A 26516-nucleotide genomic window follows, 5' to 3' on the forward strand; every position below is an offset into this window, starting at 1 on the left:
TAGCTCCAGTCACAGCCTTTCAGCCATCCGTAGATTCCCTTCTCGGCTGGCGACGAATGAGCCGCTTGTGCAAGCGGCCGGTCTGTCCTTTGATGGCATCTCAAGTAATGCGCGGAAAGACCTTGGCATGACTGACAAGATCACGTTTCTCGGCGGGGTTGGCACTGTAACCGGCTCAAAATACCTCGTCGAAACGCGAGGACAGCGAATTCTGGTGGATTGCGGCCTGTTCCAGGGGTTCAAACAGCTCCGGAACCGGAACTGGAAACCCTTGCCGATTGCACCAAAAGACATCGATACGGTCGTTCTGACTCATGCCCATATAGACCATTCAGGCTATCTGCCGCTTCTGGTTCGCGACGGGTTCAAAGGCAATATCCACGCAACCACGCCCACTCGAGACCTATGCAACATCCTTTTACCTGACAGCGGATACCTACAGGAACGCGAAGCTGATATGGCGAACCAGCAGGGCTTTTCCCGCCATCATCCGGCATTACCATTGTACACTCAGGAGGATGCCGAGGCCTGCCTGAAATCATTCCGGACTCACGGATTCTCTGACATGGTCGAACTGGGAAATGGTGTGAGCGCCACATTCATCGAGGCCGGCCATATCCTCGGGGCGGCGTCTGTTCTGCTCGATACCGGCTCCACGAAGATCGCGTTCTCGGGCGATCTCGGCCGGTATGATAATCCGATCATGCATGATCCTGCCGGCATCAGGCACGCGGACTATGTCCTGGTGGAGTCCACCTATGGCGACACAGTTCATCCTGAGACCGATCCGGAAGATGCGCTCGAAGCGATCGTGAACCGTACTTTTCAGAGAGGCGGCACGGTCGTGATCCCGTCCTTTGCAGTGGGGCGGGCTCAGTCCCTTCTGTTTCATATCAGCCGGCTCCGGGCCAGCGGTCGTATTCCGGACATGCCAGTCTATCTCGACAGTCCGATGGCCATAAACGTCAGCGAACTATTTGTCCGCCATGCTGCGGCTCACAAACTCTCCCGGGAAGAGGCCCAGGCAGCATGTGATGTCGCAACCTACACCCGGATTAGCCAAGAGTCCCGAAAGCTCGATACAGAAATGATGCCCAAGATCATTATCTCGGCGAGCGGCATGGCCACGGGCGGGCGTATCCTGCACCACCTCAAAGTCTATGCGCCAGATGCCCGGAACACGATCTTGTTCGCTGGCTTTCAGGCCGGCGGAACCCGCGGCGCCGCGATGTTGGCCGGTACACGCAAGATCAAGATTCATGGCGGTTATTACGAGGTGAATGCGGAGGTCCAGAATCTCCATATGCTGTCCGCCCATGCCGACTCAGATGAGCTCATGCGTTGGCTCGGTAATTTTGAAGCAGCGCCGAAGGAAACCTTTGTCGTGCATGGCGAAGCCACGGCCTCCGACACATTCCGGCATCGGATCAGCGAAGAACTCGGCTGGTCCTGCAGGGTTCCCGAGCAAGGCGAGACGCTGCGGCTGAAATGAGCGATCACCCTACCAACCTGATGCACGTTCAGCGCCTGGGTGTGTTGACCCAGCATGAACTGATTGTGCTGGTTCACGCGGACTGTCCTGTGTGCCGGTCCGAAGGCATGAGCGCCCACAGCCAGGTGACCATAACACATGGCGACAATTCCATCATCGCCACGCTTTATCAGGTGACGGAAGACTGGTTGCCGGTTGGCACTGTCGGCCTGGCAGATTTGGCATGGGAACGTCTTGGTGTTGAAGCCGGAGACACAGTTCGAATCACGCACGCCCCACCTCTGATGTCATTGGGGTTTGTACGCCAACGCATCTTTGATGATGGTCTTAATGAAGCTCAGATCCGGGAGATCGTTACCGATATTGTGCGAGGAGCCTATTCGGACATTCATTTGACCGCCTTTGTGACCGCAACCGCCGCGAAGCCTCTGTCTACGCGCGAAGTCATATCCCTCACCCGCGCCATGATCGACACCGGAGACCGTATCGACTGGGGTGTGACACCCGTTGCGGACAAACATTGCGTTGGCGGTCTGCCTGCCAATCGCACAACACCCATCGTCGTCTCAATCGCAGCTGCCAACGGACTGCTCATTCCGAAGACCTCATCGCGCGCAATCACATCCCCCGCCGGGACGGCGGACACGATGGAAACGCTGACACGGGTGGACCTGAACAGGGACGAATTGCGCAAAGTGATTCAGACCGAAGGCGGTTGCTTCATCTGGGGAGATGCAGTCGATTTTTCGCCGGCTGATACGGCGATTATTCGTGTTGAACGTGCACTGAATTTTGACTCGGCCGGCTCCATGGTAGCGTCTGTTTTGTCCAAGAAAATCGCAGCCGGCGCGACGCATGTCGTCATCGACATTCCAGTCGGTCCGACTGCAAAAATCCGGAATCGTGCACAGGCGCGGGACCTGGCCGACCTGTTTACGACGGTTGCCAGCACGTTCGGCCTGGCACTGCGTATAGAAGTGTCCGATGGGTCACAACCGATCGGGCGCGGTATCGGCCCGGCGCTGGAAGCCCGCGATGTCGTTAATGTACTGAAACGTGCGCCGAACGCCCCGCAAGATCTGAGGGAAAAATCGCTCACTCTTGCTGGCGCGGTTCTGGAGCTGACAGAAAAAGCCGGAACAGGTGAAGGGCTGGCGATTGCAACCGAAACACTCGACAGTGGGCGAGCATGGGACAAATTCCTTGCCATCTGCAAGGCTCAGGGCGGCGTTTTTGATCCACCAGTCGCAAAATTCCAGCGGCCAGTGAATGCCACCCGCAGTGGCCGTGTTGCCGCCATCGACAATCACCGTCTGGCCCGCGTGGCAAAACTTGCCGGTGCCCCGGACGACAAGGCCGCAGGCCTGGACCTGCATGTGCGGATCGGTGACGCTGTGCGGCAGGGCACTCCCTTGTATACTCTACACACAGAATCCATTGGCGAGCTGACCTATGTGCTCGACTATGTGAAATCCAACCCAGACATTATTGAGCTGACACGATGACGCGCTTCCTCCTCTATTTCCTCCCGGGCACGGGCCATCTTGCAGCCCCACTCGCCCATGAACTCGGCGCCGACATCGGTGAAATCGAGTTCCACAAATTTCCTGACGGTGAAAGCTATCTGCGCTTTCTTACGCCTCCTGACGGCCGGCATATCGCGCTTGTGGACTGCCTTGACCATCCGGATCCGAAATTGGTCCCACTCCTGTTCGCAGCGATGACAGCAAAGGAACTCGGCGCAAACTCGGTCGGCCTGATCGCCCCCTATATGCCGTATTTTAGGCAGGACATCGCGTTCAATCGCGGAGAATCAATCAGTGCCCGTCACATCGGCTCGCTACTCTCTGCTCACCTCTCCTGGGTCACGACACTTGATCCGCATCTGCACAGACTCGCCAGCCTGGACGATGTGTTCACCATTCCTGGCGAACTCGCTCATGCAACGGCGCCAATCGCGCGCTGGATCAAGGAGCATATCGACAAGCCGATCATCTACGGCCCTGACGTAGAAAGCGAGCAATGGGTTCGCGCTATCGCGGAAGCCTGCAATGCTCCCTACGACGTGTTCCGCAAAACGCGGAATGGCGACAAGGATGTTCAGATCGACGTGCCTGCCGGTATTGACGCCGGTGACCACACGCCTGTCATCGTAGACGATATTATTTCGTCCGGCACCACGCTCGCAACTTTGGTGCGTGCCCTTTGCGAAAGCGGCCAGCCACGTCCCATCTGCTGCGCGGTGCACGGCATTTTCGCCGATGGCGCCTATGAGGAACTGATCGCCGCCGGCGCAGCCCGTGTCGTCACCACCAACGCGTTGCCCCACAAGACAAATGCTATCGACGTAACGAAGGTCCTGGCCGAAGCAGCGCGCCGAATAGACCTACCGCAGGATTGACGTTGCCGGATTACGAGCCGACACTCCTATTTTGGGAGGAGAGCCATGTTTGACGTCCATAGCTTTGTCGCCGACTGCCGCGACGCCGTATCGAAGGATCCAACGCATCGCGCCGTTCTGGAAGTGATGGAGTCGGCCTTCCACGCCCCTGACGCAATTCTGAAGGCAGTTGGGGAGCCTTCGGGTGCCAGCATCGATGTGCTGCACCGTTCGAATACGCTTACAGTGCTGAATGTCGTCTGGGGTGCACACGCAACGCTGATGCCCCACAATCACGAAATGTGGGCGATCATCGGAATTTACACCGGCCGGGAAGACAACATTTTCTGGCGCCGGACGAAAGACGACCCAACCCGCGTTGAGGCCGCCGGGGCGCGCACTCTTCTTGCCGGAGACGTCGCACCACTGGGCAAGGACATCATTCACTCCGTGACCAATCCGCTGGGCAGACCCACCGGAGCAATCCATGTGTACGGGGGTGACTTCTTCGCCCAGCCACGCAGCGAATGGGATGAAGAAAGCCTGGCCGAGCGCCCCTATGACATCGAGCGAGTCAAAGCCTTTTTCGCCAGCTGACCATCTCGAAGAATGCGCAGTCAGGCAAAATGCAGGCGCCGGTATTTGCCTCTGAAATAAAGCAGCGGATCGCGCCTCGGTTCAAACCGTGCACGGATCACTTCGCCCACCAGTATGACATGATCTCCGCCATCATGAAGGGCGTAGCGCCGGCATTCAAAATTCACCAATGCACCAGAGAGCAAAGGCGCCCCATTGTGCCCCCGGCTCCAGGGCGTGGACGCAAAGCGGTCTTCACCTGATTTTGCAAACAGGTTGGACGTCGGCTGCTGCCCGATATGCAAGACGTTGACGGCGAAGTTTTCTGCAGCCTCCATCGCCTCAAGACTACTCGCGGTTTTCGCGATACAGACCAGCAGAAGCGGCGGATCAAGAGAAACGGACGTAAACGAGTTGGCCGTCAGTCCGACTGGCTGACCCGCTTTATCCAATGTCGTCACGACCGTCACACCAGTCGCGAAACAGCCGAGTGCATCTCTGAGCGTTCTCGCGTCAGATCCCTGGCGATACTCCGGCGCAAAGCGCGGCACCCTGCGTTCGAGAAAGTCCAGAAGCGTGGCACTGAACATGTCCGCCCGCTCCTCGGCGACCATCTGTCCGGCCTCCCGGATTTCCGCATATTCCACATTCTCAAAATTGCCGAGAAAACGGCTCGCTTCGTCCGCGCCCGACAGCTCGCTCTTCGTCCCACGGACAAAAAGGACAGGCACCTTGATATGAGCAACCGCATCAGTCACCCGCGCCACAGCCGACTCAGGATCAAAACCGCGGGTGAAAGCCGGGTCAAAGCTCGCGCGATGCATGCCGCTCGAGTCGGGACGGCAAGCCGCGTCAAAATCCATTTCAGGTACGGAATCGATCAGCACGAGCCCGGCCGCCAGATGCCCCCCATCCTCCCCCAGCGCTGCCGTCGCCGCCCAGCCGCCCAGAGAGGCAGCAACGATGACCGGCCGGGATGCCATTTGCGCCAACAAAGCACGCAGGTCTTCCACAAAAGCATTGAACTCATATCGCTGGTCTGCAGGCCATTCGCTTTCGCCATGTCCGCGCAGGTCAATCCGGATGACATAGCGGCCTGCCTTTTCCAGCGCGTCCGCAACCTCGTCCCATACGTCGCGCGTCTGCGCGCCGCCATGGATCAGCAGAACGGCCGGATCATCCGGTGAGCCGAACGCATCCCCTTTGAGCTCAACGCCTGCAAATCCCTTGAAACTGACCGGCTGCATGCGACCTCCTGCGTGAGTCGTAGCGGAGTTTCACATATATGCACCCCGCCGTAGAGAACCAAGGCGCAGGCTGGGCACCGCGCTACGCCTCCCTAGTACGCGCAGCCTGGGTCAGCAGATCGCCGACAAGCCCAACCAGCTTCGCCGGAAGCTCCGGTGCAAAGTCGAGATCGTCAATCGCGCGGACCGGGACCAGCAAGCGCAGACTGTTTGTCAGGAACACGCCGTCTGCATCACGCAGGTCTTCAAGACGAAGACTGCGTTCAGACACTTGGTATCCGGCCTGAGCGGCATGCTCCAGGATCCAGTTCCGCATGACCCCCGCCACAACCCCGTCTCCTCTCGGCGGAGTGACCAGAGCAGAGCCAAACCTTGCCCAGATATTCGCGACGGAACTACAGGACACCCGGCCATCCGGCGTCACGAACAGCGCATCGTCAAAGCCTGCTTCCAGGGCGCGTCTGTGTCCCATGATGGCGTCGCCATAGGAAAGTGTCTTGTACAGGGCTGAGGGGGCTGTTGGATTGCGATGAATGGCGCTTACACCAAGCCTGACAGGCGGCGGTGGGTAATTCAGCGCTTGCGGCGTGAAAGAAGTCAGAACGGTGGGGGTGGTTGCTGTGGTTCCAACCAGCCCCCTCGCGCCGGGACCACGGGTCACCGTGACACGCAGCGCGCCGGTTTCGCCTGCCGGAACCGCGCTGTCCATAAGCGCCTCAATAGACGCGTCAGATACATCCAGACCGAAGATTTCGCATGCCTCAAGCAACCGCCCGATATGGCGATCACGCAGGACGACATGCCCGTCGACCACCAAGGATGTGTCAAACACGCCATCTCCGAGCAACAGCCCCCGGTCCGTCAGGTCGAAGGCACGCACTGAGTTTGCAGACGACACGGACTGATTTAGCTGAATCACAGGCATGGGACAGACTTACAATGGCTTAGGAAATTTCTGAGCAGATCATGCCCGTGCTCCGTGAGGATCGATTCCGGATGGAACTGTACACCATAGATGGGGTGTTTTGTGTGGGACAGCGCCATGATCTCACCATCCGGCGCTGTTGCATCGATCTGTAACCCGGTTTCGGCCAAAGGCAGATCGACGACCAGAGAGTGGTACAGTCCGACAGGCAGGGGTGAAGGCAGCCCTCGGAACAAGCCTCTCGAGTGATGCGAAATGCCTGCTGCTCGCCCATGCGTCGGAGTGCGCGCCCGTCTCACGGATCCACCATACGCCACCGCGATGGCCTGATGCCCCAAACACACGCCAAGTATCGGCAAGTCTGCGCCGAAAGTTTGAATAGCCTCAATGGAAACACCCGCCTGATCGGGACGCGAAGGCCCGGGCGATATCACGATCGCCTCTGGGCGCAGGCGCACAATGTCTTTAAGGGAGACACTGCGGCTGTCCTCAACCTGAATGTCTGCACCAGACAGAGTCAGGTAGCGAGCAAGATTGTAGACGAAACTGTCTCGATTATTCAGCATCAGGATCATGCTTCATCCACCGCTGTTCGAGCCGCACCAATGATCCGCTCAGCCTTCAGCCGGACTTCGTCCCATTCGGCCGCGGCATCAGAAAGCAAGGTAATTCCGGCACCAGACCAATACCTGTCTTCCTCCGGCAAATGATCAATTGTACGGATCATGATATTGAAATCACAGGCGCCATCATAACCGACATATCCGAAAGAACCGCAGAATGCGCCACGTGCTGCCGGTTCGAGCTGGTCGATAATTTCCATCGCCCGAAGCTTGGGTGCGCCGGTAATTGAGCCGCCGGGAAAGACTGCGCCGAGCAGGTCCACAGCATCCTTATCCGGCGAGAGCTTCCCCTCGATCGTCGACACCAGATGGAAAAGATTGGGCAATGTTTCGACACGGCATAAACGGCTGACGCGGATAGATTCGGGCTGACACACTCTGGAAAGGTCATTCCGCAGCAGATCGACAATCATGATATTCTCGGCCCGGTCTTTATCGGATGCAGAAAGCGCTTCAGCCGCCTTTTGGTCTTCCTCCGGGTCAGATGATCGCCGCGCTGTGCCTTTGATCGGCTCTGCCCGAACGGCGCCATCTGATGTCATGGTGACAAGCCGTTCCGGCGACAGGCACGCGATAGTTCGGTTTGAGAATGCGCCGAACGCGGAAACACCCGCCTGTGTCTTATCCCTCAGGCCCAGGTAGTCGTTGAATGCGTGTTCAGCGGATCGGGAAGGCCGGGTCCAGAGGGTCGCAATATTGGCCTGATAGATTTCGCCATCCAGTATCGCTTCGCGCGTTGCGGAAACGCTTTCAGTATAGTCCGCCTGTTGCGGGGAGATCGACCAGTCCGCTTCTTCACCCTCACATATCCCGTACGGAGCATCATTTTCGGAAATCAACGCCACCAACTGGGTGATGTTTTGCCTCGCAAGCAGCGGATCGGGCTGCCCCCCGCGACCGGACAACCCGGCGGAATAAACCGACAGGCTTTGCGTCTGATGATCGAATGCGAGAACTGTATCGTATGCAGAGAATTCCAGGAAAACATCGCAACTGCTTGCATGACGGGAGTGAAAATCCCTCATCCATATGCTCGCCGCCTCGTAACTGACATAACCGATGACGCCGCCCTGAAACGGCGCGCCACCGGAAATCACATCACTCTGAAACCGGTTTCGCCAGGCGCGGAACGCGCCCGCGAAATTGGCAGCGCTGTCTCGGCATCCCCATTGGAACCGAGAAACAGGATTGATGGCGATGTAAGAATACCGTCCTTGATGAAGTGCAGCGTCAGCACTGTCCAACCAGACAAATCCCGGTTGTCGGTGCAGCTTCCGGGCAAGTTCGGCCGGCTCCCGCCAAGGCAAATCCTGTCTGAGCACGTCGCCATCCGCTTGAAGTCATACCGCAATAGGAATGTAGTGACCGGCTCTGCCGATGTCACATACTACCCGCACCGTCAGCCCTATGGGCATGGCAAGCACAATCCTGACATGACGGGGAAAATCGACGGTGGCAGTCCCTAGGGGAATCGAACCCCTCTTTCCAGGTTGAAAACCTGGCGTCCTAACCGATAGACGAAGGGACCGCACCGGTTCGAAGAAGAGGCCGTATAGCCATTGCTGGCGGAGAGCGCAAGCCATCATGATGGCAGTTTCTGCACATAAATTCAGGCCTCGGCCGCATCCATGACATCCAGCTGCACACGGCGGCGGCCATTCCATTCGTCGGCCTTCAGGCGTCCGGCCAGATGAACACGGCTACCGGGCTGCAGGGCCTCGCCCAGAGGTGCTCCTACGGCCCGCCAGGCAATGCAATCGAGGCGGCCTGACGCATCTTCTGCAGTGAATTTCCAGTGATTAGCGCCCACCTGCCGTGCATATGACACCTGCACGGACTGAAGTGCAAATACAGGTTCGGGTGCCCCGGCTCCGAACGGTCCAATCTCGGCCACGCGGTCGACAAGTTCGGGCGTCGCTGCGCCTGGCGCCAGGATCGCGTCTATGGGTAGTTCCAGCGCAGCAGCTCGTTCTGCAGTGAACTGCGCCATATGAGTGACCATCCAGGCGTCGAATGCGTCCAGCTGTGATGGCTCCAGGCTGAGACCGCCTGCCATGGCATGCCCGCCCCCCGAAAGGATCACGCCCTCGCGCGCAGCGGCAGCGATTGCGTCGCCAATGTTTACCCCTGTCACGGACCGGCCCGAGCCCTTGGCGACGGGCCCCAGCCCTTTACCCCAACCGATTACAATACTGGGCAGGTGGAACCGGTCCTTCAGGCGGCCGGCGACAATGCCGATAACGCCCGGATGCCAGCCTTCCCCGGCGGCGATCAGGATACCCCGATCCGGGGTCTTTTCGAGGGCCTTTTCAGCCTGCATGACGGCCTGGTCGAGGATCGCCGCCTCGACCGCCTTTCGCTCCTCGTTGAGGCCATGAAGCTGCTCGGCCAGCGCGATGGCCTCAGCCCGGTTATCAGTCGCAAGTAGCTTCGCAGCGATCCAAGGGTCTCCCACCCGCCCGCCGGCATTTAGGCGCGGGCCAAGCATGAAGGTTGCGTGGTAGACCGTTTCGACTTTCTGGATGCCGGACACCTCAGCCAGGGCGCGCAGGCCCTCATTCTGGCCGCGCGAGAGCATGGTGAGACCTTGCCGGACAAACGCCCGATTTACGCCGTGCAGCGGGGCCATGTCGCACAGGGTGCCAAGCGCGGCGAGGTCCAGATGCGCCATGATGTCCGGCAGACCATCCGGCGGCGCTATACCGCGCTCACGGGCGAGACGGTTCAGGGCCGCGACGAAGACAAACACCACACCCGCAGCAGCCAGATGCCCCTGACCGGACGTATCGTCTGGCCGGTTGGGATTCACGAGCGCCAGGGCTGGCGGATTGTGCCCGGCCATGAGGTGGTGGTCGATAACGACGACCTCCAGTCCGATGCGCTGCGCCTCTTCCAGCGCCCCCACAGCCGCTGCGCCGCAGTCCACCGTAATGACCAGATCAGAGCCCGTCTCCTTGAGGTGCCTGAACGCTTGTGGTGACGGGCCATAGCCCTCTTCCAACCGGTCGGGCACATAGAGGCCAAGCTCCTGCCCCCAGGCGCGGAAATAGCGCGCGAGGATGGCCGAACTGGTGCCACCATCGACATCGTAGTCGGCAAAGACGGTGACGCGTTTCTTTTCGAGGATTGCGTCGAGAACAACTTCTGCCGCCTTGTCCATGTCGGCGAAGCTGGACGGGTTCGGGAACGTTTCACGCAAGGTCGGCGCCAGATAGGCGCCTGCGCTATCCGGATCGACGCCGCGCTCCGCCAGCAGTCGCGCCAACAGGTCCGAACCGCCAACGGCAGGCGCAAGCCGACGCACCAGCGCCTCATCAGCGTCCGCAAGCGTCCAGAACCGTCCTGTTGCAGACCGGTCTACCGCAAAGAGCCTGTCTTCAGTTTTTCGGGCAGTGGCAGTCATGAGGCTCCGGGAATCATGTTTCCCGGAGCTTATCACAAGGAGGGAGCAATTGCCCCGGGCTTATGCCTTCCGGTTCGACCGGATGTAGCGGACCATGCCGTCAGTCGAGGTCATGACCAGCGTGTGCGTGTGGACGCGGCCGTCACGGTGCGCGACGCCGCTCAGCATGGAGCCCTGGGTCACACCGGTCGCACAGAACACGGTGTCCGAAGACGCCAGCTCATTCAGGGCATAGGTGCGGCCAAGATCGGTGATGCCGACCCGTTCCGCGCGCTTCTTCTCGTCATCATTGCGGAAGACAAGGCGGCCGAACATCTGGCCGCCAACGCATTTTAGGGCGGCGGCGGCTAGCACGCCTTCCGGAGCGCCGCCGGAACCGAGATAGAGATCGATGCCCGTATGAGGGTTGGTGGTCGCGATGACGCCAGCCACATCGCCGTCGGTGATCAGGGCAACGCGGGCGCCAGCAGACCGCAGGCTTTCGATAATGTCTTCGTGGCGGGGGCGATCGAGAACGCAGGCCGTCATGTCCGAGACTTCAACGCCTTTGTGCTTGGCAAGCGCGGTGATGTTTTCAGCAGGGCTGGCCTCAAGGCTCACAATACCTTCCGGATAGCCCGGGCCGATGGCGATCTTGTCCATATAGGTGTCCGGCGCGTGCAGCAGGCCGCCCTTCGGCGCGATGGCCAGAACGGCAAGCGCGTTTGCCATCGCCTTGGCGGTCAGCGTGGTGCCTTCCAGCGGGTCGAGGGCAATATCGATCGCCGGGCCTTTGCCGGTGCCGACTTCTTCGCCGATGTAGAGCATCGGGGCTTCGTCACGCTCACCTTCACCGATGACGACACGGCCCTGAAAATCAACCTGATTGAACGCGGTGCGCATGGCATCGACGGCGGCCGCATCGGCCTTTTTCTCGTCGCCTCGACCGACCAGTTTTGATGCAGCAATCGCTGCGACTTCGGTCACGCGCACCATGGCATCCGCCAGGCTGGGCGTCAGAACGTTGTTTTCCATAATTATTTTGTCTCCGAACGCGGGATTCTTGTCTTTATCGCCTAGACGGTAAGCAATTAGCTTGCCGCTTCGATACGGATTAGCCGTGGTGCGTCAATCGGCTTTGCGATTTTTTCCAACCGCTCCAACGCGGCCTGCATGTTGGATCTCGGGCACCGATGAGTAACGATCACCACAGGGGCTGCACCGGATTCCTCGCCGGACTCCTGCAACAGCTTGTCGACGGATACGCCTTCCTTTGCGAGGGCCTCCGTGAGCGCGGCCAGCGCGCCGGGCTGATCAGGCAGGTAAACGCGCAGGAAGAACGGCGCGACCTCCGTCGGCGCCCCCTGCACGAACGGGCGACCCATATGATGAGCCGCGCGGCCGAATGCCGGACGGATCGCCGGGCGGAACATCTTTGCGACGTCGCCCATCACAGCGCTCGCGGTCGGCCCGGCACCGGCGCCAGGACCGGTGAGCGTGATCGCGCCGACCGGGTCGCCTTCGATGCGAACCGTGTTCAGGCTGCCATTGACGCGAGCCAGCGGATGGCTCGCCGGCAGGACCAGCGGCTCCACGCGGCAGACCACACCTTCATCGGTGAGAACGCCTTCAGCGATCAGTTTGATACGATAGCCCAACCGGTCCGCCAGACGCAGGTCCAGCAGGCTGACCTTGTCGATGCCGGACACGCTGACCTTGGAAAAATCGAGATCCGCCGAGAAGGCAATCGCGGAAAGAATGGCCGCCTTGTGGGCCGCGTCCATACCGGAGACGTCCAGCGTGGGATCGGCCTCCGCATAGCCGAGACGCTGCGCTTCGGCGAGCACATCGTCATACTCGCGGCCCTGCTCCAGCATCACTGTGGTGAGGTAGTTGCAAGTGCCATTCAGGATGCCCGTGATGCGCTTGACTTCAGTACCAGCAAGGCTGTCGCGAAGCACGCGCACAACCGGAATCCCCCCGGCGACAGCGGCTTCGAACAACAGGTCCACCTGCTTTTCTTCCGCCAGGCGCGCCAGCGCCATACCGTGCTTGGCAATCAACGCCTTGTTGGCAGTGACCACATGCTTGCCGGCTTTCAGGGCCGTTTCCACAGCAAACTTGGCCGGGCCGTCAGACCCACCCATCAGCTCGACAAAGACGTCGACATCCGGGTCTTCAGCCAGCGTCGCCGCGTCGTCGAACCAGCGGTACGGGCTGATGTCGACCGGCCGGTTGCGCGACTGGCTGCGCGCGCTGACACCTGTGATCTGTACTTCGCCCGGCAGGCGCAGGTTCTGCTGGCGCTCGACCAGTTCGATCAGGCCGCAGCCGACATGGCCCAGACCGGCGATCCCTATCTTCAAAGGTCCCAACAGGGCCCCCTATTTGTTGCTCAATGTCCGGGCTGGTGCCTAGCTGGTTTGGCGCGCCGGGGAAAGGGGGCGACCGCCCAAACCGTCCCCATTGCAGAGGTTTCAGAGCCCGTGCTTAATGGGCAAACAAAGAAAAAAGCGGGAGGACGCAAACATGCCCATCAATCAGGATGCCGTCGGATCAAAAGGCACACCACGTACATGGGCGTGGAACTCGCGCGATGCCCTGCTCTACGCGCTGGGTGTTGGCTGCGGGATGGAAGACCCCGTTGGGTCAGAGCTGGAATTCACGACAGAGAACACGATGGGTGTGGACCAGAAAGTGCTACCCACATTCGGGGTGCTGGCCGGGTTCAATGCGCAAGGCGGCAAGAGCGCGATGTCGAATGCCGGCACCTATGACCCCCGCATGCTTGTCCACGGAGAACAGGGCATCCGCCTGCACCGCCCGATCCCTGTAGAGGGCGAGATTACAATGGTCGATGAAATCACCGGCATCTACGATAAAGGCAAAGGCGCCGTCGTTGCGACAAAAGCCGTGGCGACCCTGACGGCCGACGGCAAACCGCTCTTCGACCTGACCTCATCGGTCTTCATTGTCGGTGAGGGTGGTTTTGGCGGTGACAAGGGCCCATCGGGCCAGACGAATGTCGCGCCAGAGCGGGCCCCGGATCATGAAGTGACCTATCAAACGCGACCTGACCAGGCCCTGCTCTACCGCCTCAGCGGCGATCGGAACCCACTCCACTCCGACAAGCAATTCTCAGACGTCGGCGGTTTCCCAAAGCCGATCCTGCACGGCCTGTGCACCTATGGCTTCACCGGCCGGGCCCTGCTGGCATCGCTGTGCGGTAATGAACCTGCACGGTTCAAGGCTATGGACGGGCGCTTCTCATCACCGGTGCTGCCCGGCGAGGCACTGAGCATCAAAATCTGGACCGGCGAAGGCGAGGACGGCACAGCCATCTTCCAAACCGTTGGCGGAGACGGCCGTGTCGTCATCAATAATGGTGGTTTCAGCTACAGCTGATCGGTTATTCCGCGGCGGCAGCTGCTGGCTTGATCTCTTTCACGCCGCGTTTCTCCAGGAATTTCCGGATGTTGCGGGCGGCTTGGCGGATGCGCTGCTCGTTCTCGACGAGGGCAATGCGGACATGGCCGTCGCCATGCTCGCCGAAGCCGGCGCCGGGGGCGACAGCAACATGCGCTTCGTTGATCAGCTGTAGAGCGAATTCGAGGCTGCCGAGATGCTTCAGCTGCTCCGGAATCGGGGCCCAGGCAAACATGGACGCCGCCGGGCTCGGCACCGGCCAGCCGGCGCGGGTGAAGCTCTCCACCAGCACATCGCGGCGTGATTTGTAGATCGCGCGTGTCTCGTCCACGCAGTCCTGCGGACCGTCGAGCGCGGCCACAGCGGCCACCTGTATCGGCGTGTAGGCGCCATAGTCGAGATAGGACTTCACGCGGGCCAGCGCAGAAATCAGCGTCTCGTTCCCGGCGACGAAGCCCATGCGCCAACCGGCCATCGAATAGGTCTTCGACATGGTCGTGAACTCGACGGCGATGTCCTTCGCTCCGTCCACCTGAAGGATCGAAGGCGTCGGTTCGTCGAAATAGATCTCGTTGTAGGCAAGGTCCGAGAGGACCCACAGCTCGTGCTTCTTCGCGAACTTGATGGCGTCCTTGTAGAAGTCGAGGTCGCAGACGGCTGCCGTCGGGTTGGACGGGTAGCAGAGCACCATCGCCGTCGGCGGCGGCACGGAATAGTGCACGGCCTTGCCGAGGTTTGAGAGGTACTGCTCCGGCGTCTGGGCCGGCACGCCGCGGATCGAGGCTCCGGCGATGATGAAGCCGAAATGGTGCAGCGGATAGGACGGGTCCGGCGCAAGGATCACATCCCCCGGCGCCGAAATAGCCTGAGCAAGGTTCGCAAACCCTTCCTTGGAACCGAGCGTGACAATCACCTCCCGGTCCTTGTCCAGCTTCACGTCGAAGCGGCGTTTGTAATAGTCGGTCAGCGCGCGGCGCAGGCCCGGGATCCCGCGCGAGGCGGAATAGCCGTTCACGTCTGGCCGGCGCGCCGTTTCGCACAACTTGTCGACGATGTGTTTCGGGGTCGGCAGGTCGGGATTGCCCATGCCGAGGTCGATAATGTCCGCCCCATCTGCGCGAAGGGCCGCCTTGGTGCGGTTCACCTGTTCAAAAACATAAGGGGGAAGTCGGCGGATCTTGTGAAAGTCGGTATTCATTTGCGTCTGACCTTGAGGCCTTCAGTAACTCTGGGAACGTTAAACGCAGCTTCGATCTCGGCGATCTCTTCCTGCGTCAGGAAAGCAGGATCTGCGGGAAAGCCCGCAAAATCCGCTTCTACCCGCTTCAGCAGCGCGGCCACCTGGCCGGCAACATCCACGGGAGGCTCCGCTCGTTCATTAGAGTCAAAATAGGCCTGCAATATGTCCACGCGGGCTGCAGAGGCTGGTAATGTCTGACCGGGTAGCTGCTCCGCCGGGATTTCCTTGACCTCAGCCAGCTTCGGATAGCCTTCCCCCCGGATTTCCTTCCGGCGGGCATCATACCAGTCAGGCGCCTGGTTAATTGCGTCACGAACACGCGAAAAAGAGCTCGTACAGCCCGCAACGAGCAGTAACGACACACTTAAAAGGGGAATCGTCGTGTTTTTCATGCTGGGACTCACTAAATCACAAATATTAAGGCGCATAGTAAAGGACAGCTAAAACAGGCATAATTTGTACGAATGAGTGGTAGCGAGCGAATCAAGGACACCCCCGCACCCCTGGCTGAGTTGATGATGAGCCAGGACCCGGCGCGTTTGCAGGTCCTGATGACCACACTTTCGTTGGCGAACGTCGAATCCCAGGGCCTGCTGGCAGATGTGATGATGGGGTCGGGCCCGCTGGGCACGGTCTCTCAGGGCGACCCGATGCGGGTCGGCGAAGCCTTCCGCGCTGTCGGCTGGAGTTTTGCCACCAATCCCGCCGCCATGTTCAACGCCAATCTCGAACTGATGACCGGCTGGATGAAGCTGTGGCAGGAAATGGCCATGGAGGCGGTTTCAGGCCCGGCAGAAAAGGAGAAGGACAAGCGCTTCTCCGATCCCGAATGGGCCAGCAATCCGGGCTTTCGCTTCATCCGGAAAGCCTATGAAGTCAACGCCAACTGGATGAACAGCCTGGCCGACCAGGCACCCGGCCTGCCGGAAAACCTGCAGCTGCGCGCCAAATTCTTTACCCAGCTCCTGACCGACACACTGTCGCCGACCAATTATCTCGGCTCCAACCCGACCGCGCTGCGCGCCTTCTTCGAAACCGGGGGGCAAAGTGTGCTGGACGGCCTGCGCCTCGCCCGGGCCGATGTGAAGAAAGGCGGCGGCAAGCTCTATATCAGCCAGACAGATGAGACACCTTTCAAACTGGGTGAGAACATCGCGACCGCGCCTGGCCAGGTCGTCTTCCGCAATGACCTGATCGAACTGATTCACTACGCGCCGACTCAGGAAAAAACCTATTCCCGCCCGCTTCTCATCTTCCCGCCCTGGATCAACAAATTCTATATCCTGGACCTTCAGGAAAAGAACTCGATGATCCGCTGGCTGGTCGACAAGGGCGTACCGGTTTTCGTCGTGTCCTGGCGCTCGGCAGATGAAGTCACGCAGGACTACACCTGGGACGATTATGTCCAGAAAGGCGCCTATGCGGCCGTTGAGGCGACAATGCAGGCGGCCGGCGCGACGGGGGTCAACACGGTTGGCTATTGTATCGGCGGCACGATGCTCTCGTCTGCCCTCGGGCACATGGCCAAGACGGGCTATGACAAGATCAAATCCGCGACCTTCTTCGCCTCGCAATCGGACTTTGAACTCGCCGGCGATCTGAAGGTTTTCACGGACGGCCCGGGGCGCGGCTATATCAACGGCATTATTGAAGAGAATGGCGGCGTGATGCCGGGCTCGATGATGTACGAGACGTTCAACTGGCTGCGCCCGATCGATCTCGTCTGGCGCTACGTCATCGACGAGTACATGCTGGGCAAATCACCCCGCCCGTTTGACCTGCTCTACTGGAACGCCGACCAGACGAATATTCCGGGCAAGGTGCATCAGCGCTACTTGAAAGACTGCTACGACGAGAACCGCCTGTCGACCGGCAGCTTCGAAGTGCTGGGCGAAACGGTGAACCTGAAAGACGTGAAGATCCCGATCATGGTGCAGGCCAGCAAGGACGATCACATCTGTCCGTTCGAAAGCGTTTACCGCACGGCGCTCGTGTTTGGCGGCGACACGAAATTCGTTCTATCCGGGTCCGGACATATTGCCGGAGTGGTAAACCATCCCGACGCCAACAAATACCAGCACTGGCTGAACCCGGACCTGACCGAAACCGGCGGCGAGTGGCTTGAAAATGCCGAAGAAGTCCCCGGCTCCTGGTGGCCGACCTGGTGGGACTGGCTGCGCCCGAAATCGGGGCGAAAAGTTGATGCAAAGCAGCCGAAGGACATGGGCCTTGGCGCTGCCCCAGGCAATTATGCCAAAGTGCGCCTGGCCGACATCAAGCTGCCGCTCTAGGCGTCGAGCCCGGCCGTTTCGTCCAGACCCAGCGCAATATTGAGGTTCTGCACGGCTGCGCCTGAGGCGCCCTTGCCGAGATTGTCGAGCCGGGCGACAAGACGGGCTTCCTCGTCCGAGCCGAACACGAACAGTTCCAGCCGGTTGGTGTTGTTGCAGGCTTCCGGCTCCAGCCCTGTCAGCGCATCGCATTCCGCCAGCGACGGCACCTTCACGAAGGTTTCGCCTTCATAGGCTTTCGTCAGCGCAGCATGCAGGTCCGCACGTTTCGGCTGGCCCGGAAGAGCCCAGAGCGGCAAAGCGATCTGCGTCAGCATGCCCTGCGCGAACCGGCCAACCGACGGCAGGAACATCGGCGCATGGTCCAGCCGGGCGAAACGCTTCATTTCCGGCAGATGCTTATGCTTCTGAGTCAGCGCGTAGATGCGATGATTGTCCGATGTGCCGCCTTCCTCGAACTCTGCAATCATGGCCTTGCCGCCACCGGAATAGCCGGACACGGCACTGACCGTCACCGGCAGGGTCGCCGGCACGAGACCTGTACCGGTGAGCGGGCGCATCAGCGCAATCATACCTGTCGGGTAGCATCCGGGATTGGCGATCCGCCGGGATGCCCGCAGGCAAGACCGCTGTGCCTTGTCCATTTCCGGAAAGCCATAGGTCCACCCGGACGCCGTCCGGTGGGCCGAAGACGCATCGATGATGACAGTGTTCTGGCTGGTGACAAGCGACACACCGAGACGCGCGGCCTCGTCCGGCAGGCACATGATCACGGCGTCTGCCATGTTCATCAGGCGTGCGCGCTCGTCATTGTCCTTGCGCTTGTCCGGATCGATCGAGATCAACTCAAGGTCCGTCCGGTCTCGCAGTCGGTCGGCAATCTGAAGTCCGGTCGTACCGGCTTCGCCATCAATGAAAACTTTGGGGAGCATTGCGTTCCCGTCCCTTTGCAAACGCAAGACAAAAGCAAAGCGGGCGCTCCGTCACCGAAGCGCCCGCCCGAAAAGAATAAACCGGATGCGGCTTAGCGCTTCGAGAACTGGAAGCTGCGGCGGGCTTTCGCCTTGCCGTACTTCTTACGCTCGACAACACGCGGGTCGCGGGTCATGAAGCCGAACGGCTTGAGCACTCTGCGCAGGCCCGGCTCGTAAGCGACGAGGGCGCGCGAAATGCCGTGGCGCACAGCGCCGGCCTGACCCATGAGGCCGGAGCCTTTCACGGTGGCGATCACGTCAAACTCGGTCTCGCGGCCGGCTTCGATCAGCGGCTGGGCAATCACCATGCGCAGCACCGGGCGCGCAAAGTATTGTTCCTGGTCACGGCCATTGATCGTGATCTTGCCGGAGCCCGGCTTGATCCAGACGCGGGCGACGGCTTCCTTGCGGCGGCCGGTGCCGTAAGCACGGCCCTGAGCGTCGATTTTCGGTTCAGCGAGGGTCTCCGGAGCGGCGGTGACGGTTTCGTCACCAGTCATGGTGCCGAGGTCCTGGAGGGAGTTTGCAGTGTCGGTCATAATGATCAGGCCGTTTTGACGTTTTTGCGGTTCATCGACGCGAAGTCGACGCTTTCGGGGCTCTGGGCCGTGTGCGGGTGCTCAGCACCGGCATAGACGCGCAGTTTCGAGAACTGCTTGCGAGCCAGCGGGCTTTCTTTCGGCAGCATGCGCTTCACGGCCATCTCGATGGCGCGTTCCGGGAAGCGGCCGGAAAGGATTTTGCCGGCCGTGGTCGACTTGATGCCGCCCGGGTGGCCGGTGTGGCGGTAGTAGACTTTGTCGGTCAGCTTGTTGCCGGTGAACTTTGCTTTTTCCGCATTGATCACGATGACATGGTCACCGGTATCGATGTGCGGAGTAAAGTCAGGGCGGTGCTTGCCGCGCAGGCGCTTGGCGACGTAAGAAGCAAGACGTCCGACAACGACATCAGTCGCGTCGATCACGACCCACTTATTCTCGACGTCCACGGGTGCGTTATAGGTTTTCATCGCTCTACTCAGAGCCTCTCGCTTTCGGAGTTCATGGAATGGAATTCAAGCGCTGGCGTTTAAGCGCCACATCCACCGTTGTCAACGCAGGGCTTGGACTTGCCCTGCTTTTTACCACGGCGGCCTGCAGCAAGCCGGAACAAGCGCCGGAATCCCCCCCGGAAAGCTCTGCAATCACTACAGATGTGGAGCTTCCGGCGGTGTGGTCGACCCGTACACTGGAATCCCCCGTCTCTGCAATCGCTCTTTCAGGCGGTTCGCGGGGTATTCTGGCCGTGGCCTATGAGCCGGGCGGCCTCCAGTTTTTCGATATGGAGGCTGAGCGGATCGGCGAGCCGACCAATTTCCGTGTCAAAGCCCTGGCCGGCGGCCAGTCCACCAATATCGGCGGCAGCACGCTGACAGTCTTCCCGGGTGTTGATCGTGAAGGCACTGTAAAAGCTTATGTTTTCGGCGATGGCCTGATCGCCCCGGCACAGGTCGACCTCGCGGTTGACGGCGAAACCTTCATTGAAGGCCTCTGCTCCGGCCCGGCCGGCACGGAAGGCATCATGCGGCTGGCCTTCTGGACGCTGGGCAATGACCGCGTCCTGCAGGCGGGAATCGTCAAGGAAACCGACGGGGAACTGAGCTGGGAGCGTGGCGAATCCACATTTACCGACTTCCCGATCCAGTCCTGCGCCTACACCGACGACACGCTGGTCGCCTCCCCGCGTGCGACCGCCGCTGCTCCGCTGATCCGCGGTCAAATCTCCGCGCTTCTGTCGCTGGAGCCCGATTCCGGCCTGAAACTGTCCACCGACCTCGGCATGACCACAACGGACGTGAATATCCGCGACGGCCTCAGCGTGTTCGCCCCTGAGAAACCGGTCGCCATGGCGGCCATGGGCACGATGATGTCGGGCGGTTATCCGGGCGGCGTGATCGCGTTGGCAGGCGAAGTGGAGCCGGGCAAAAGTCAGGTCGTCTTCGTCGACCCGAGCCCGATCACCCTTCCTGAAAGCCAGACGGGCGTGAACTAAGCGGACGCATCCGGGCGTGCCGTCAGCCAGACCAGGCGGACGGCCGCCAGCGTCACCACAACGCCAATCGCCTGGTGCAGAAGCGCGAGGTTCATCGGCGCGGCGTGCAACAGGGTGAAAATCCCCCAGACAGCCTGAAGACTGACCAGACCGGCAAAGACCATGAAGCTGCGGCCATGGAGGCTTTTCCGGTATGCCCACGCTGCAAGAAGGCTCGCCGCCCAGATCACATAGGCGAAGATGCGGTGATTGAACTGGGTCGCGGCCCGCCCTTCGAACAGGCTGCGGATGCCCAGATCGCCCTCTATATAATGTGACGGCACCAGTTCGCCGGCCATTAGTGGCCAGTCATTATAGCTGCGCCCGGCATCGAGGCCCGCGACCAGCGCCCCCGCCGCCATCTGCACGAAGATCGCGACCAGAAACAACTTGGCCGTCACGCGGATTGCACGCGGGGCCGGGCTTCGCGCGCGCTGGCCGAGGTCAAGCCACAACCAGGCCACCAGGGCGAGGATCAGCAGCGCGAGGATGAAATGCGTCATCAGACGGTAAGGCGCGACATCCACCCGGGTCGTCTCGCCAATGCCGCTCGACACCATCCACCAGCCGATGGCCCCCTGCAGCCCGCCCAGCGCAACAAGCCCCAGCAGTTTCCACAGCAGCGGCCGCGTCAGCCATTTCCGGATGGCGAACACGGCAATGCCCAGCACAGCCACCAGGCCGATCATCCGGCCGAAGAAACGATGGCCCCATTCCCACCAGTAAATATGCTGGAACTCGGACATCGACATGCCGTGATTGATGTACCGGTATTCCGCCGTCTCCCGGTACTTCGCAAACGCCTCATTCCAGGCTTCTGCCGACAACGGCGGGAGGGCGCCCTTGATCGGGTCCCATTCCGTAATCGACAGGCCGGAATCGGTGAGGCGCGTGGCACCGCCGATCAGGATCATCGCATAGACCATGAGGCCGACCAGAATCAGCCAGCGGCGGATCCAGGGGGCTGCAGCGGGGGGGATTGTGGTTTCGCTCATGCGCTTTAATTGACGTGAGGTTGCCGCTCGGCAAGGGTCTGCGGGGTCGCATCTGCACAAAGGACTGCATTCATGCGCAAGCCGCTCACCGCTCTGATCCTGCTGGTCTACCTCTTTCTATATATTGTGCTGGCCGCCACCATTGGCGGAATGACCTCAAGCTGGCCGCGCTGGGCCGAGCTGGTATTCTATGTCGTGGCCGGAATTGCATGGATTTTCCCGCTGAAGCCGCTATTCGCATGGATGAACCGCGGCACGCCGCCGCCGGAAGACGAATAGGCCGGTTGCCCGCAAAAACAGCCATATGCGCAGCGTGTGGATTTCCGCTGAATGATTTAAGCAAACCGGTACGACTGTCTGTCATACTGGCCCCGGTAAGAATGCAGGATTTCCGTTCGCAGCAGAAAGCTGACCATGCCCAAAGACGTTTCAGGCAAACCCCATCCCGGTTCCAGGCAGGACACACCGGCAGCAGATCCGGACGCCGCTCGTCAGGGCGCCTTCGAGGCGATGGACCGGATGCGGGACGTGATGGTCAGCCGGTTCACCAGCGGCCTTTCCCCCGCCTCTCTGGCGCTCGCCTATATGGACTGGCTGCTGCACTTGCAGGCAGCCCCCGGCAAACAGCTGGAAATGGCCCAGAAAACCTATCGCAAGGCGAGCCGCCTGTCGGCCTACATGCTGTCTGCGGCCGGACAGGAAGAGGCCGATTGCTGTATCGAGGCCCTGCCGGGCGACAACCGGTTCCGCGATCCCGCCTGGCGCAAACAGCCCTTCGGCATCTGGTCCCAATCCTTTCTGCTCACCCAGCAATGGTGGCACAATCTGACTCATGATGTGCCGGGCGTCAGTCCGCACCATGAGGAAGTCGTCTCCTTTGTCGCACGCCAGCTGCTCGACATTTACTCACCTTCGAACAATCCTTTCACCAATCCGGAAGTGCTGGAGCGCACCCGCGAAACCGGCGGACAGAACTTCATCAATGGCTTCAACAACTGGCGCGAAGACATGCGCCGCCAGATCCAGGGCAAGCCGCCGGTCGGCGCGGAAGACTTCATCCCGGGTGAACAAGTCGCCGTCACGCCCGGCAAGGTTGTGTTCCGCGACCACCTGATCGAACTGATCCAGTACACCCCGGTTACGAAAGAGGTTCACGCCGAACCGATCCTGATCGTCCCGGCCTGGATCATGAAGTACTATATTCTTGATCTCTCTCCGACGAATTCGATGGTGAAATATCTCACCGAGCAGGGCTTCACGGTCTTCATCATTTCGTGGCGCAACCCGGGCGCCGACGATCACGAGCTTTCCCTCAACGATTACCGCCGGATGGGCGTGATGGATGCGCTCGATGCCATAAGCGCCATCTGTCCGGACCGGAAGGTTCACGCCGCAGGCTATTGCCTGGGCGGCACGCTCCTTTCCATCGCCGCGTCCACCATGGCGCGGGACAATGATAACCGTCTGGCCTCGCTCTCTCTGTTGGCAGCGCAGACCGATTTCAGCGAACCTGGCGAACTTGCCCTCTTCATCGACCACAGCCAGATGCACTTCCTGGAAAGCGTGATGTGGAACCGGGGCTTCCTCTCTGCCGACGAAATGGCCGGGGCCTTCCAGCTCCTGCGCTCGAACGACCTGCTCTGGTCGCGCCTCGTCCATGAATACATGATGGGCGAGCGCGCCCCGATGTTCGACATCATGGCCTGGAATGCCGACACGACGCGCATGCCTTACCGGATGCATGCGGAGTATTTGAAGAAGCTCTACATCAACAATGATCTGTCCAATGGTCGTTTCATGGTCGACGGACGGCCGGTCAATCTTCAGGGCTTGCGGGTGCCGGTCTTTGCCGTGGGCACCGAACGCGATCACGTCGCGCCGTGGCGCTCGGTCTTCAAGATCCACCACCTCCTCGACACCGACCTGACCTTCGCGCTCGCGAATGGCGGACACAATGCCGGGATCGTCAGCGAGCCGGGGCATAATGGCCGCCACTACCGGATCGCTCATCACCGGCACCGCGACCCGATCCTCAGCCCGGATCAGTGGCTGGAAGCGGCAAAGGAACAATCCGGCTCCTGGTGGGAAGGCTGGACAGACTGGCTGGCAAAGCAGTCTTCGGCCGAACTCGTCCGTCCGCCCCGGACAGGCGCAGCACGTAAGGGGTATCCCGTGCTTGAAGACGCCCCCGGAACCTATGTATTCCAGAGATAGGAGCCCCAGACCATGATCGAAGCCTTTCTCGAAAACCGCACCTTTGAGCAGATCAGCGTCGGCGAGACCGCCTCGCTGGAACGGCGTGTCACCGAGAATGACATCGAACTCTTCGCGCTCGTCTCCGGCGATGTGAACCCGGCCCATCTCGATGCCGAGTTCGCGGCGAAGGACATCTTCGGCAAGCCGGTCGCCCATGGCATGTGGACGGCCTCGCTTGTCTCCGCCGTGCTGGGCACCACCCTGCCCGGCCCCGGCTGTATCTATCTCGGCCAGACCATCGCCTTCACCAAACCCGTCTTTCCGGGCGACACCGTCACTGCGACCGTGACCGTGCTGGAAAAACAGGACAAGAAACGCCTTGTCCGGCTGGAAACCGTCTGCACCAATCAGGATGGCGACACCGTCCTGAAGGGCGAAGCCACCGTCATCGCCCCGAAAGACAGCGTCCGCGTCAAACGCAAGCACATGCCGGGCATCCGCCTGCGCCGGCATGACCGCTATGACGCTTTCATCGAGCGCGCCAAGGCCTCGCCGACGGTCCGGGCCGCGATCGTTCATCCCTGCTCCGCCGTTGCCATTCAGGGTGCCGTCGAAGTGCGGGACGAAGACCTGCTTGATCCGGTCCTGATCGGCCCGCGAGCCAAGATCGAAGCGGCGGCTACCGAAGCCGGCGTTTCGCTCGAAGGCTTCGAGATCATCGAGACCGAGCACAGCCACGCCGCAGCTGACAAGGCCGTTGAAATGGCCGTCAGCGGCGAGGTTTCTGTCCTCGTGAAGGGCAGTCTCCACACGGACGAGCTTCTGGGCGCCGTCGTTGCCCGTGACTCCGGCCTTCGTACGGAGCGCCGGATCAGCCATGTCTATGCCATGGACATCCCGGCCTATGACAAGCCACTGATCGTGACCGACGCAGCCGTGAACATCCTGCCCTCCCTCGATCAGAAGCGCGACATCTGCCAGAACGCGGTTGACCTGATGCACCAGCTCGGCGTGGAGGCGCCGCTGGTCGCCGTCCTCGCCGCGGTCGAAACCGTCAATGACAGCATGCCCGCCACGCTGGATGCAGCGGCCCTCACCGTGATGGCCGCGCGGGGACAGATTTCCGGGGCTCGCGTCGATGGGCCGCTCGCATTCGACAATGCGATCAGCATGGCCGCGGCCAGGACCAAGGGCATCGTTTCACCGGTCGCGGGCCAGGCCGACATCCTGCTGGTGCCGGACCTCGAAGCCGGGAACATGCTGGCCAAGCAGCTGATCTATTTCGCCGACGCCATCGCCGCCGGTCTGATCCTCGGCGCGCGGGTGCCGATCGTCCTGACCAGCCGGGCCGATCCGCTGACCGCCCGCATGGCGTCTGCGGCGCTGGCCCGGCTGAGTGTCGGCATGACTTACACCAAATCGGGCAGCTGACATGTCCGGCCCGTTGCTGATGACCTTCAATGCCGGGTCTTCCTCCGTGAAGATCGGCCTGTTCAGCATTGTGGGCGAGACACTGAAGCGGATCGCTCACGCACTGATCGACTTCCGGCACAGCCCGCTCACCTTCCACCTGGTCGAAGGCAAGACGGTCTTCGATGTCGAACTGAAAGCAGACCATGCCGACCACCTCACGGATGTGATGGCGGAAACGCTGGACTGGATCTCCGAACATTACGACCTCAGTGAACTGACCTGTGTTGGTCACCGCGTCGTGCATGGCGGGGACGAATTCGATGGCCCGGTCCTGATCGACGACACCTCCCTCACCCACATCGAAGCGCTTTCCATCCTGGCCCCGCTTCACCAGCCGCAGGCGCTTCGCCTGATCCGCGCGATGCGGCAGGTCCGGCCGGAGCTTACTCAGGTCGCGTCCTTCGACACGGTCTTCCACCGCACCAATCCGGACCTGATCCGGCGCTTCGCCCTGCCCCGCGCGCTGCATGACCGGGGGATCAAGCGCTATGGCTTCCATGGCCTCTCCTACAAATTCATCGCCGCGGAATTGCGCCGCCGGTTTCCGGAAATTGCGTCCGGGCGTGTTGTTGCGGCGCATCTTGGCAGCGGCGCCAGCCTCTGCGCCATGCTGGATGGCAAGAGCCAGGACACGAGCATGGGCTTTTCCACGCTCGACGGTGTGCCGATGGCGACCCGCTGCGGCGCGCTTGACGCCGGCGTGATTCTTCACCTTCTGCAGCAGGAGCACCGCCCCGTCGAAGAGGTGGAAGACATGCTTTACCACCAGTCCGGCCTGAAAGGCGTCTCCGGCGGCATCAGCGCCGACTGCCGCGAACTCCAGGCGAGCGACGATCCGCATGCGAAAGAAGCGCTGGACCTGTTCACCTTGCGCATTGCCGGGGAGATCGGCCGCCTCTCCATGAGCATTGGCGGGCTGGACGCACTCGTTTTCACAGCGGGCATCGGGGAGAATGATGCCGCGATCAGGACTGCGGTTGCCGGTCATCTCGGCTGGATGGGGCTTACTCTGTCGGAAGACGCGAACCAGAAGAATGCGCCCTGCATTTCCACGCCTGAGAGCCGGGTGAAAGCTTTCGTTATTCCGACCAATGAGGAACGCGTGATCGCTGATGAGGCCTTCGCTGTCTCAAACGGCAAGAGCGGGGCATAGCGCCCAGCACCAGCGGCCGGAAACGCTCACAGCGCTCCGGCAAGGTTCCTGATTTTGGCGAGGTTCAGCTCGT

Annotated in this window: 24 protein-coding genes and 1 tRNA gene; 11 read left to right on the forward strand and 14 right to left on the reverse strand. The window is 60.8% G+C overall.

The genetic code is table 11. From position 1 onward, the window contains the following. Positions 1-127 precede the first annotated feature (127 nt). Genes HJA_RS16165 through HJA_RS16180 form a run of 4 tightly spaced genes read left to right on the forward strand, consistent with a single transcriptional unit; the run spans position 128 to position 4469 of the window. Positions 128-1492: an MBL fold metallo-hydrolase RNA specificity domain-containing protein gene (locus tag HJA_RS16165; protein WP_035584216.1), complete on the forward strand. Its 1365-nt coding sequence runs from the start codon at positions 128-130 to the stop codon at positions 1490-1492. After that, positions 1489-2997 carry a thymidine phosphorylase family protein gene (locus HJA_RS16170; RefSeq protein WP_035584219.1) on the forward strand — a complete coding sequence of 503 codons (1509 nt, stop codon included), beginning with the start codon at positions 1489-1491 and terminating at the stop codon, positions 2995-2997. Before HJA_RS16165 ends, HJA_RS16170 begins: the two co-directional genes overlap by 4 nt. Further along, on the forward strand, positions 2994-3893 hold the full coding sequence (locus tag HJA_RS16175; protein ID WP_035584222.1) for a ribose-phosphate diphosphokinase: 900 nt from the start codon (positions 2994-2996) through the stop codon (positions 3891-3893). The genes HJA_RS16170 and HJA_RS16175 overlap by 4 nt, the downstream gene beginning before the upstream one ends. 45 nt (positions 3894-3938) lie before the next feature. Beyond that, positions 3939-4469: a cysteine dioxygenase family protein gene (locus tag HJA_RS16180; RefSeq protein ID WP_035584225.1), complete on the forward strand. Its 531-nt coding sequence runs from the start codon at positions 3939-3941 to the stop codon at positions 4467-4469. 20 nt (positions 4470-4489) lie between these two features. On the opposite strand, the gene HJA_RS18435 is transcribed toward HJA_RS16180, so the two are convergent. The 8 genes from HJA_RS18435 to HJA_RS16220 form a co-directional block, all read right to left on the reverse strand. After that, positions 4490-5695 carry an alpha/beta fold hydrolase gene (locus tag HJA_RS18435; RefSeq protein ID WP_081814769.1) on the reverse strand — a complete coding sequence of 402 codons (1206 nt, stop codon included), beginning with the start codon at positions 5693-5695 and terminating at the stop codon, positions 4490-4492. An 82-nt stretch (positions 5696-5777) separates the two neighbouring features. Beyond that, positions 5778-6527 carry an aminotransferase class IV gene (locus HJA_RS16190; protein ID WP_162177084.1) on the reverse strand — a complete coding sequence of 250 codons (750 nt, stop codon included), beginning with the start codon at positions 6525-6527 and terminating at the stop codon, positions 5778-5780. 83 nt (positions 6528-6610) lie between these two features. Beyond that, positions 6611-7195: an anthranilate synthase component II gene (locus tag HJA_RS16195; RefSeq protein ID WP_035584228.1), complete on the reverse strand. Its 585-nt coding sequence runs from the start codon at positions 7193-7195 to the stop codon at positions 6611-6613. Further along, positions 7192-8565, reverse strand: coding sequence for an anthranilate synthase component I family protein (locus HJA_RS16200; protein WP_081814770.1), 1374 nt, complete (start codon positions 8563-8565; stop codon positions 7192-7194). Before HJA_RS16200 ends, HJA_RS16195 begins: the two co-directional genes overlap by 4 nt. 131 nt (positions 8566-8696) lie before the next feature. Beyond that, positions 8697-8771 (reverse strand) — tRNA-Glu (locus tag HJA_RS16205). 81 nt (positions 8772-8852) lie between these two features. Continuing rightward, on the reverse strand, positions 8853-10646 hold the full coding sequence (recJ, locus tag HJA_RS16210; protein ID WP_035584231.1) for a single-stranded-DNA-specific exonuclease RecJ: 1794 nt from the start codon (positions 10644-10646) through the stop codon (positions 8853-8855). 60 nt (positions 10647-10706) lie between these two features. Then, positions 10707-11660 (reverse strand): class II fructose-bisphosphatase, encoded by a 954-nt coding sequence (gene glpX, locus HJA_RS16215; protein WP_035584234.1) that lies wholly within the window; start codon positions 11658-11660, stop codon positions 10707-10709. A gap of 56 nt (positions 11661-11716) precedes the next feature. Further along, entirely contained in the window at positions 11717-13000 is a 1284-nt protein-coding gene (locus tag HJA_RS16220; protein ID WP_081814771.1) for a homoserine dehydrogenase, read from the reverse strand. Between the two features lie 154 nt (positions 13001-13154). On the opposite strand from HJA_RS16220, the gene HJA_RS16225 reads away from it, so the two are divergent. Beyond that, positions 13155-14030 (forward strand): MaoC/PaaZ C-terminal domain-containing protein, encoded by an 876-nt coding sequence (locus HJA_RS16225; protein WP_035584317.1) that lies wholly within the window; start codon positions 13155-13157, stop codon positions 14028-14030. Between the two features lie 4 nt (positions 14031-14034). On the opposite strand, the gene HJA_RS16230 is transcribed toward HJA_RS16225, so the two are convergent. Beyond that, complete coding sequence (locus HJA_RS16230) at positions 14035-15249, reverse strand: LL-diaminopimelate aminotransferase (RefSeq protein ID WP_035584239.1); 1215 nt, start codon at positions 15247-15249, stop codon at positions 14035-14037. Next, positions 15246-15683 carry a hypothetical protein gene (locus HJA_RS16235; RefSeq protein ID WP_155840082.1) on the reverse strand — a complete coding sequence of 146 codons (438 nt, stop codon included), beginning with the start codon at positions 15681-15683 and terminating at the stop codon, positions 15246-15248. Before HJA_RS16235 ends, HJA_RS16230 begins: the two co-directional genes overlap by 4 nt. A 159-nt stretch (positions 15684-15842) precedes the next feature. Between HJA_RS16235 and HJA_RS16240 the strand changes: the two genes are divergently transcribed. Further along, positions 15843-17582, forward strand: a complete 1740-nt coding sequence (locus tag HJA_RS16240) for a PHA/PHB synthase family protein (protein WP_241764391.1) — start codon at positions 15843-15845, stop codon at positions 17580-17582. Here HJA_RS16240 and argC read toward each other — a convergent pair. The 3 genes from argC to rplM form a co-directional block, all read right to left on the reverse strand. Next, a complete protein-coding gene (gene argC / locus HJA_RS16245; RefSeq protein WP_035584245.1) occupies positions 17579-18514 on the reverse strand; it encodes an N-acetyl-gamma-glutamyl-phosphate reductase in 936 nt (311 codons plus the stop codon). The genes HJA_RS16240 and argC overlap by 4 nt on opposite strands. 92 nt (positions 18515-18606) lie before the next feature. Next, complete coding sequence (rpsI, locus tag HJA_RS16250) at positions 18607-19095, reverse strand: 30S ribosomal protein S9 (RefSeq protein ID WP_035584248.1); 489 nt, start codon at positions 19093-19095, stop codon at positions 18607-18609. Between the two features lie 5 nt (positions 19096-19100). Continuing rightward, a complete protein-coding gene (gene rplM, locus HJA_RS16255; protein WP_035584251.1) occupies positions 19101-19565 on the reverse strand; it encodes a 50S ribosomal protein L13 in 465 nt (154 codons plus the stop codon). A 38-nt stretch (positions 19566-19603) separates the two neighbouring features. Here rplM and HJA_RS16260 point away from each other — a divergent pair, with 38 nt between their 5' ends. Beyond that, entirely contained in the window at positions 19604-20587 is a 984-nt protein-coding gene (locus HJA_RS16260) for a hypothetical protein (protein ID WP_035584254.1), read from the forward strand. Here HJA_RS16260 and HJA_RS16265 read toward each other — a convergent pair. After that, the gene (locus HJA_RS16265) at positions 20584-21621 is read right to left on the reverse strand and encodes a COX15/CtaA family protein (protein WP_035584257.1); all 1038 of its coding nucleotides are present in this window, start codon (positions 21619-21621) and stop codon (positions 20584-20586) included. The genes HJA_RS16260 and HJA_RS16265 overlap by 4 nt on opposite strands. A gap of 72 nt (positions 21622-21693) precedes the next feature. On the opposite strand from HJA_RS16265, the gene HJA_RS16270 reads away from it, so the two are divergent. From HJA_RS16270 to HJA_RS16285, 4 genes are all read left to right on the forward strand, one after another. Next, positions 21694-21900 (forward strand): DUF2842 domain-containing protein, encoded by a 207-nt coding sequence (locus tag HJA_RS16270; RefSeq protein WP_035584260.1) that lies wholly within the window; start codon positions 21694-21696, stop codon positions 21898-21900. Between the two features lie 135 nt (positions 21901-22035). After that, positions 22036-23835: a PHA/PHB synthase family protein gene (locus HJA_RS16275; protein WP_051597804.1), complete on the forward strand. Its 1800-nt coding sequence runs from the start codon at positions 22036-22038 to the stop codon at positions 23833-23835. Positions 23836-23847: 12 nt separating this feature from the next. Beyond that, positions 23848-25248, forward strand: a complete 1401-nt coding sequence (locus HJA_RS16280; RefSeq protein ID WP_035584263.1) for a bifunctional enoyl-CoA hydratase/phosphate acetyltransferase — start codon at positions 23848-23850, stop codon at positions 25246-25248. A 1-nt stretch (position 25249) separates the two neighbouring features. Then, a complete protein-coding gene (locus HJA_RS16285; protein ID WP_035584266.1) occupies positions 25250-26443 on the forward strand; it encodes an acetate/propionate family kinase in 1194 nt (397 codons plus the stop codon). The last annotated feature ends 73 nt before the right edge of the window (positions 26444-26516 follow it).

The organism is Hyphomonas jannaschiana VP2 (assembly GCF_000685215.1).
In the GTDB taxonomy this organism is placed as follows: Bacteria; Pseudomonadota; Alphaproteobacteria; order Caulobacterales; family Hyphomonadaceae; genus Hyphomonas; species Hyphomonas jannaschiana.

Coding starts and splice junctions, on each gene's coding strand:
- HJA_RS16260 (WP_035584254.1), top strand. CDS start 19,604: ATGGAATTCAAGCGCTGGCGTTTAAGCGCCACATCCACCGTTGTCAAC.
- HJA_RS16275 (WP_051597804.1), top strand. CDS start 22,036: ATGCCCAAAGACGTTTCAGGCAAACCCCATCCCGGTTCCAGGCAGGAC.
- HJA_RS16165 (WP_035584216.1), top strand. CDS start 128: ATGACTGACAAGATCACGTTTCTCGGCGGGGTTGGCACTGTAACCGGC.
- HJA_RS16225 (WP_035584317.1), top strand. CDS start 13,155: ATGCCCATCAATCAGGATGCCGTCGGATCAAAAGGCACACCACGTACA.
- rpsI (WP_035584248.1), bottom strand. CDS start 19,095: ATGACCGACACTGCAAACTCCCTCCAGGACCTCGGCACCATGACTGGT.
- glpX (WP_035584234.1), bottom strand. CDS start 11,660: ATGGAAAACAACGTTCTGACGCCCAGCCTGGCGGATGCCATGGTGCGC.
- HJA_RS16270 (WP_035584260.1), top strand. CDS start 21,694: ATGCGCAAGCCGCTCACCGCTCTGATCCTGCTGGTCTACCTCTTTCTA.
- argC (WP_035584245.1), bottom strand. CDS start 18,514: ATGCTCCCCAAAGTTTTCATTGATGGCGAAGCCGGTACGACCGGACTT.
- HJA_RS16230 (WP_035584239.1), bottom strand. CDS start 15,249: ATGAATACCGACTTTCACAAGATCCGCCGACTTCCCCCTTATGTTTTT.
- HJA_RS16285 (WP_035584266.1), top strand. CDS start 25,250: ATGTCCGGCCCGTTGCTGATGACCTTCAATGCCGGGTCTTCCTCCGTG.
- HJA_RS16175 (WP_035584222.1), top strand. CDS start 2,994: ATGACGCGCTTCCTCCTCTATTTCCTCCCGGGCACGGGCCATCTTGCA.
- HJA_RS16170 (WP_035584219.1), top strand. CDS start 1,489: ATGAGCGATCACCCTACCAACCTGATGCACGTTCAGCGCCTGGGTGTG.
- HJA_RS16280 (WP_035584263.1), top strand. CDS start 23,848: ATGATCGAAGCCTTTCTCGAAAACCGCACCTTTGAGCAGATCAGCGTC.
- HJA_RS16265 (WP_035584257.1), bottom strand. CDS start 21,621: ATGAGCGAAACCACAATCCCCCCCGCTGCAGCCCCCTGGATCCGCCGC.
- HJA_RS16235 (WP_155840082.1), bottom strand. CDS start 15,683: ATGAAAAACACGACGATTCCCCTTTTAAGTGTGTCGTTACTGCTCGTT.
- recJ (WP_035584231.1), bottom strand. CDS start 10,646: ATGACTGCCACTGCCCGAAAAACTGAAGACAGGCTCTTTGCGGTAGAC.
- HJA_RS16195 (WP_035584228.1), bottom strand. CDS start 7,195: ATGATCCTGATGCTGAATAATCGAGACAGTTTCGTCTACAATCTTGCT.
- HJA_RS18435 (WP_081814769.1), bottom strand. CDS start 5,695: ATGCAGCCGGTCAGTTTCAAGGGATTTGCAGGCGTTGAGCTCAAAGGG.
- HJA_RS16180 (WP_035584225.1), top strand. CDS start 3,939: ATGTTTGACGTCCATAGCTTTGTCGCCGACTGCCGCGACGCCGTATCG.
- rplM (WP_035584251.1), bottom strand. CDS start 19,565: ATGAAAACCTATAACGCACCCGTGGACGTCGAGAATAAGTGGGTCGTG.
- HJA_RS16240 (WP_241764391.1), top strand. CDS start 15,843: ATGACCACACTTTCGTTGGCGAACGTCGAATCCCAGGGCCTGCTGGCA.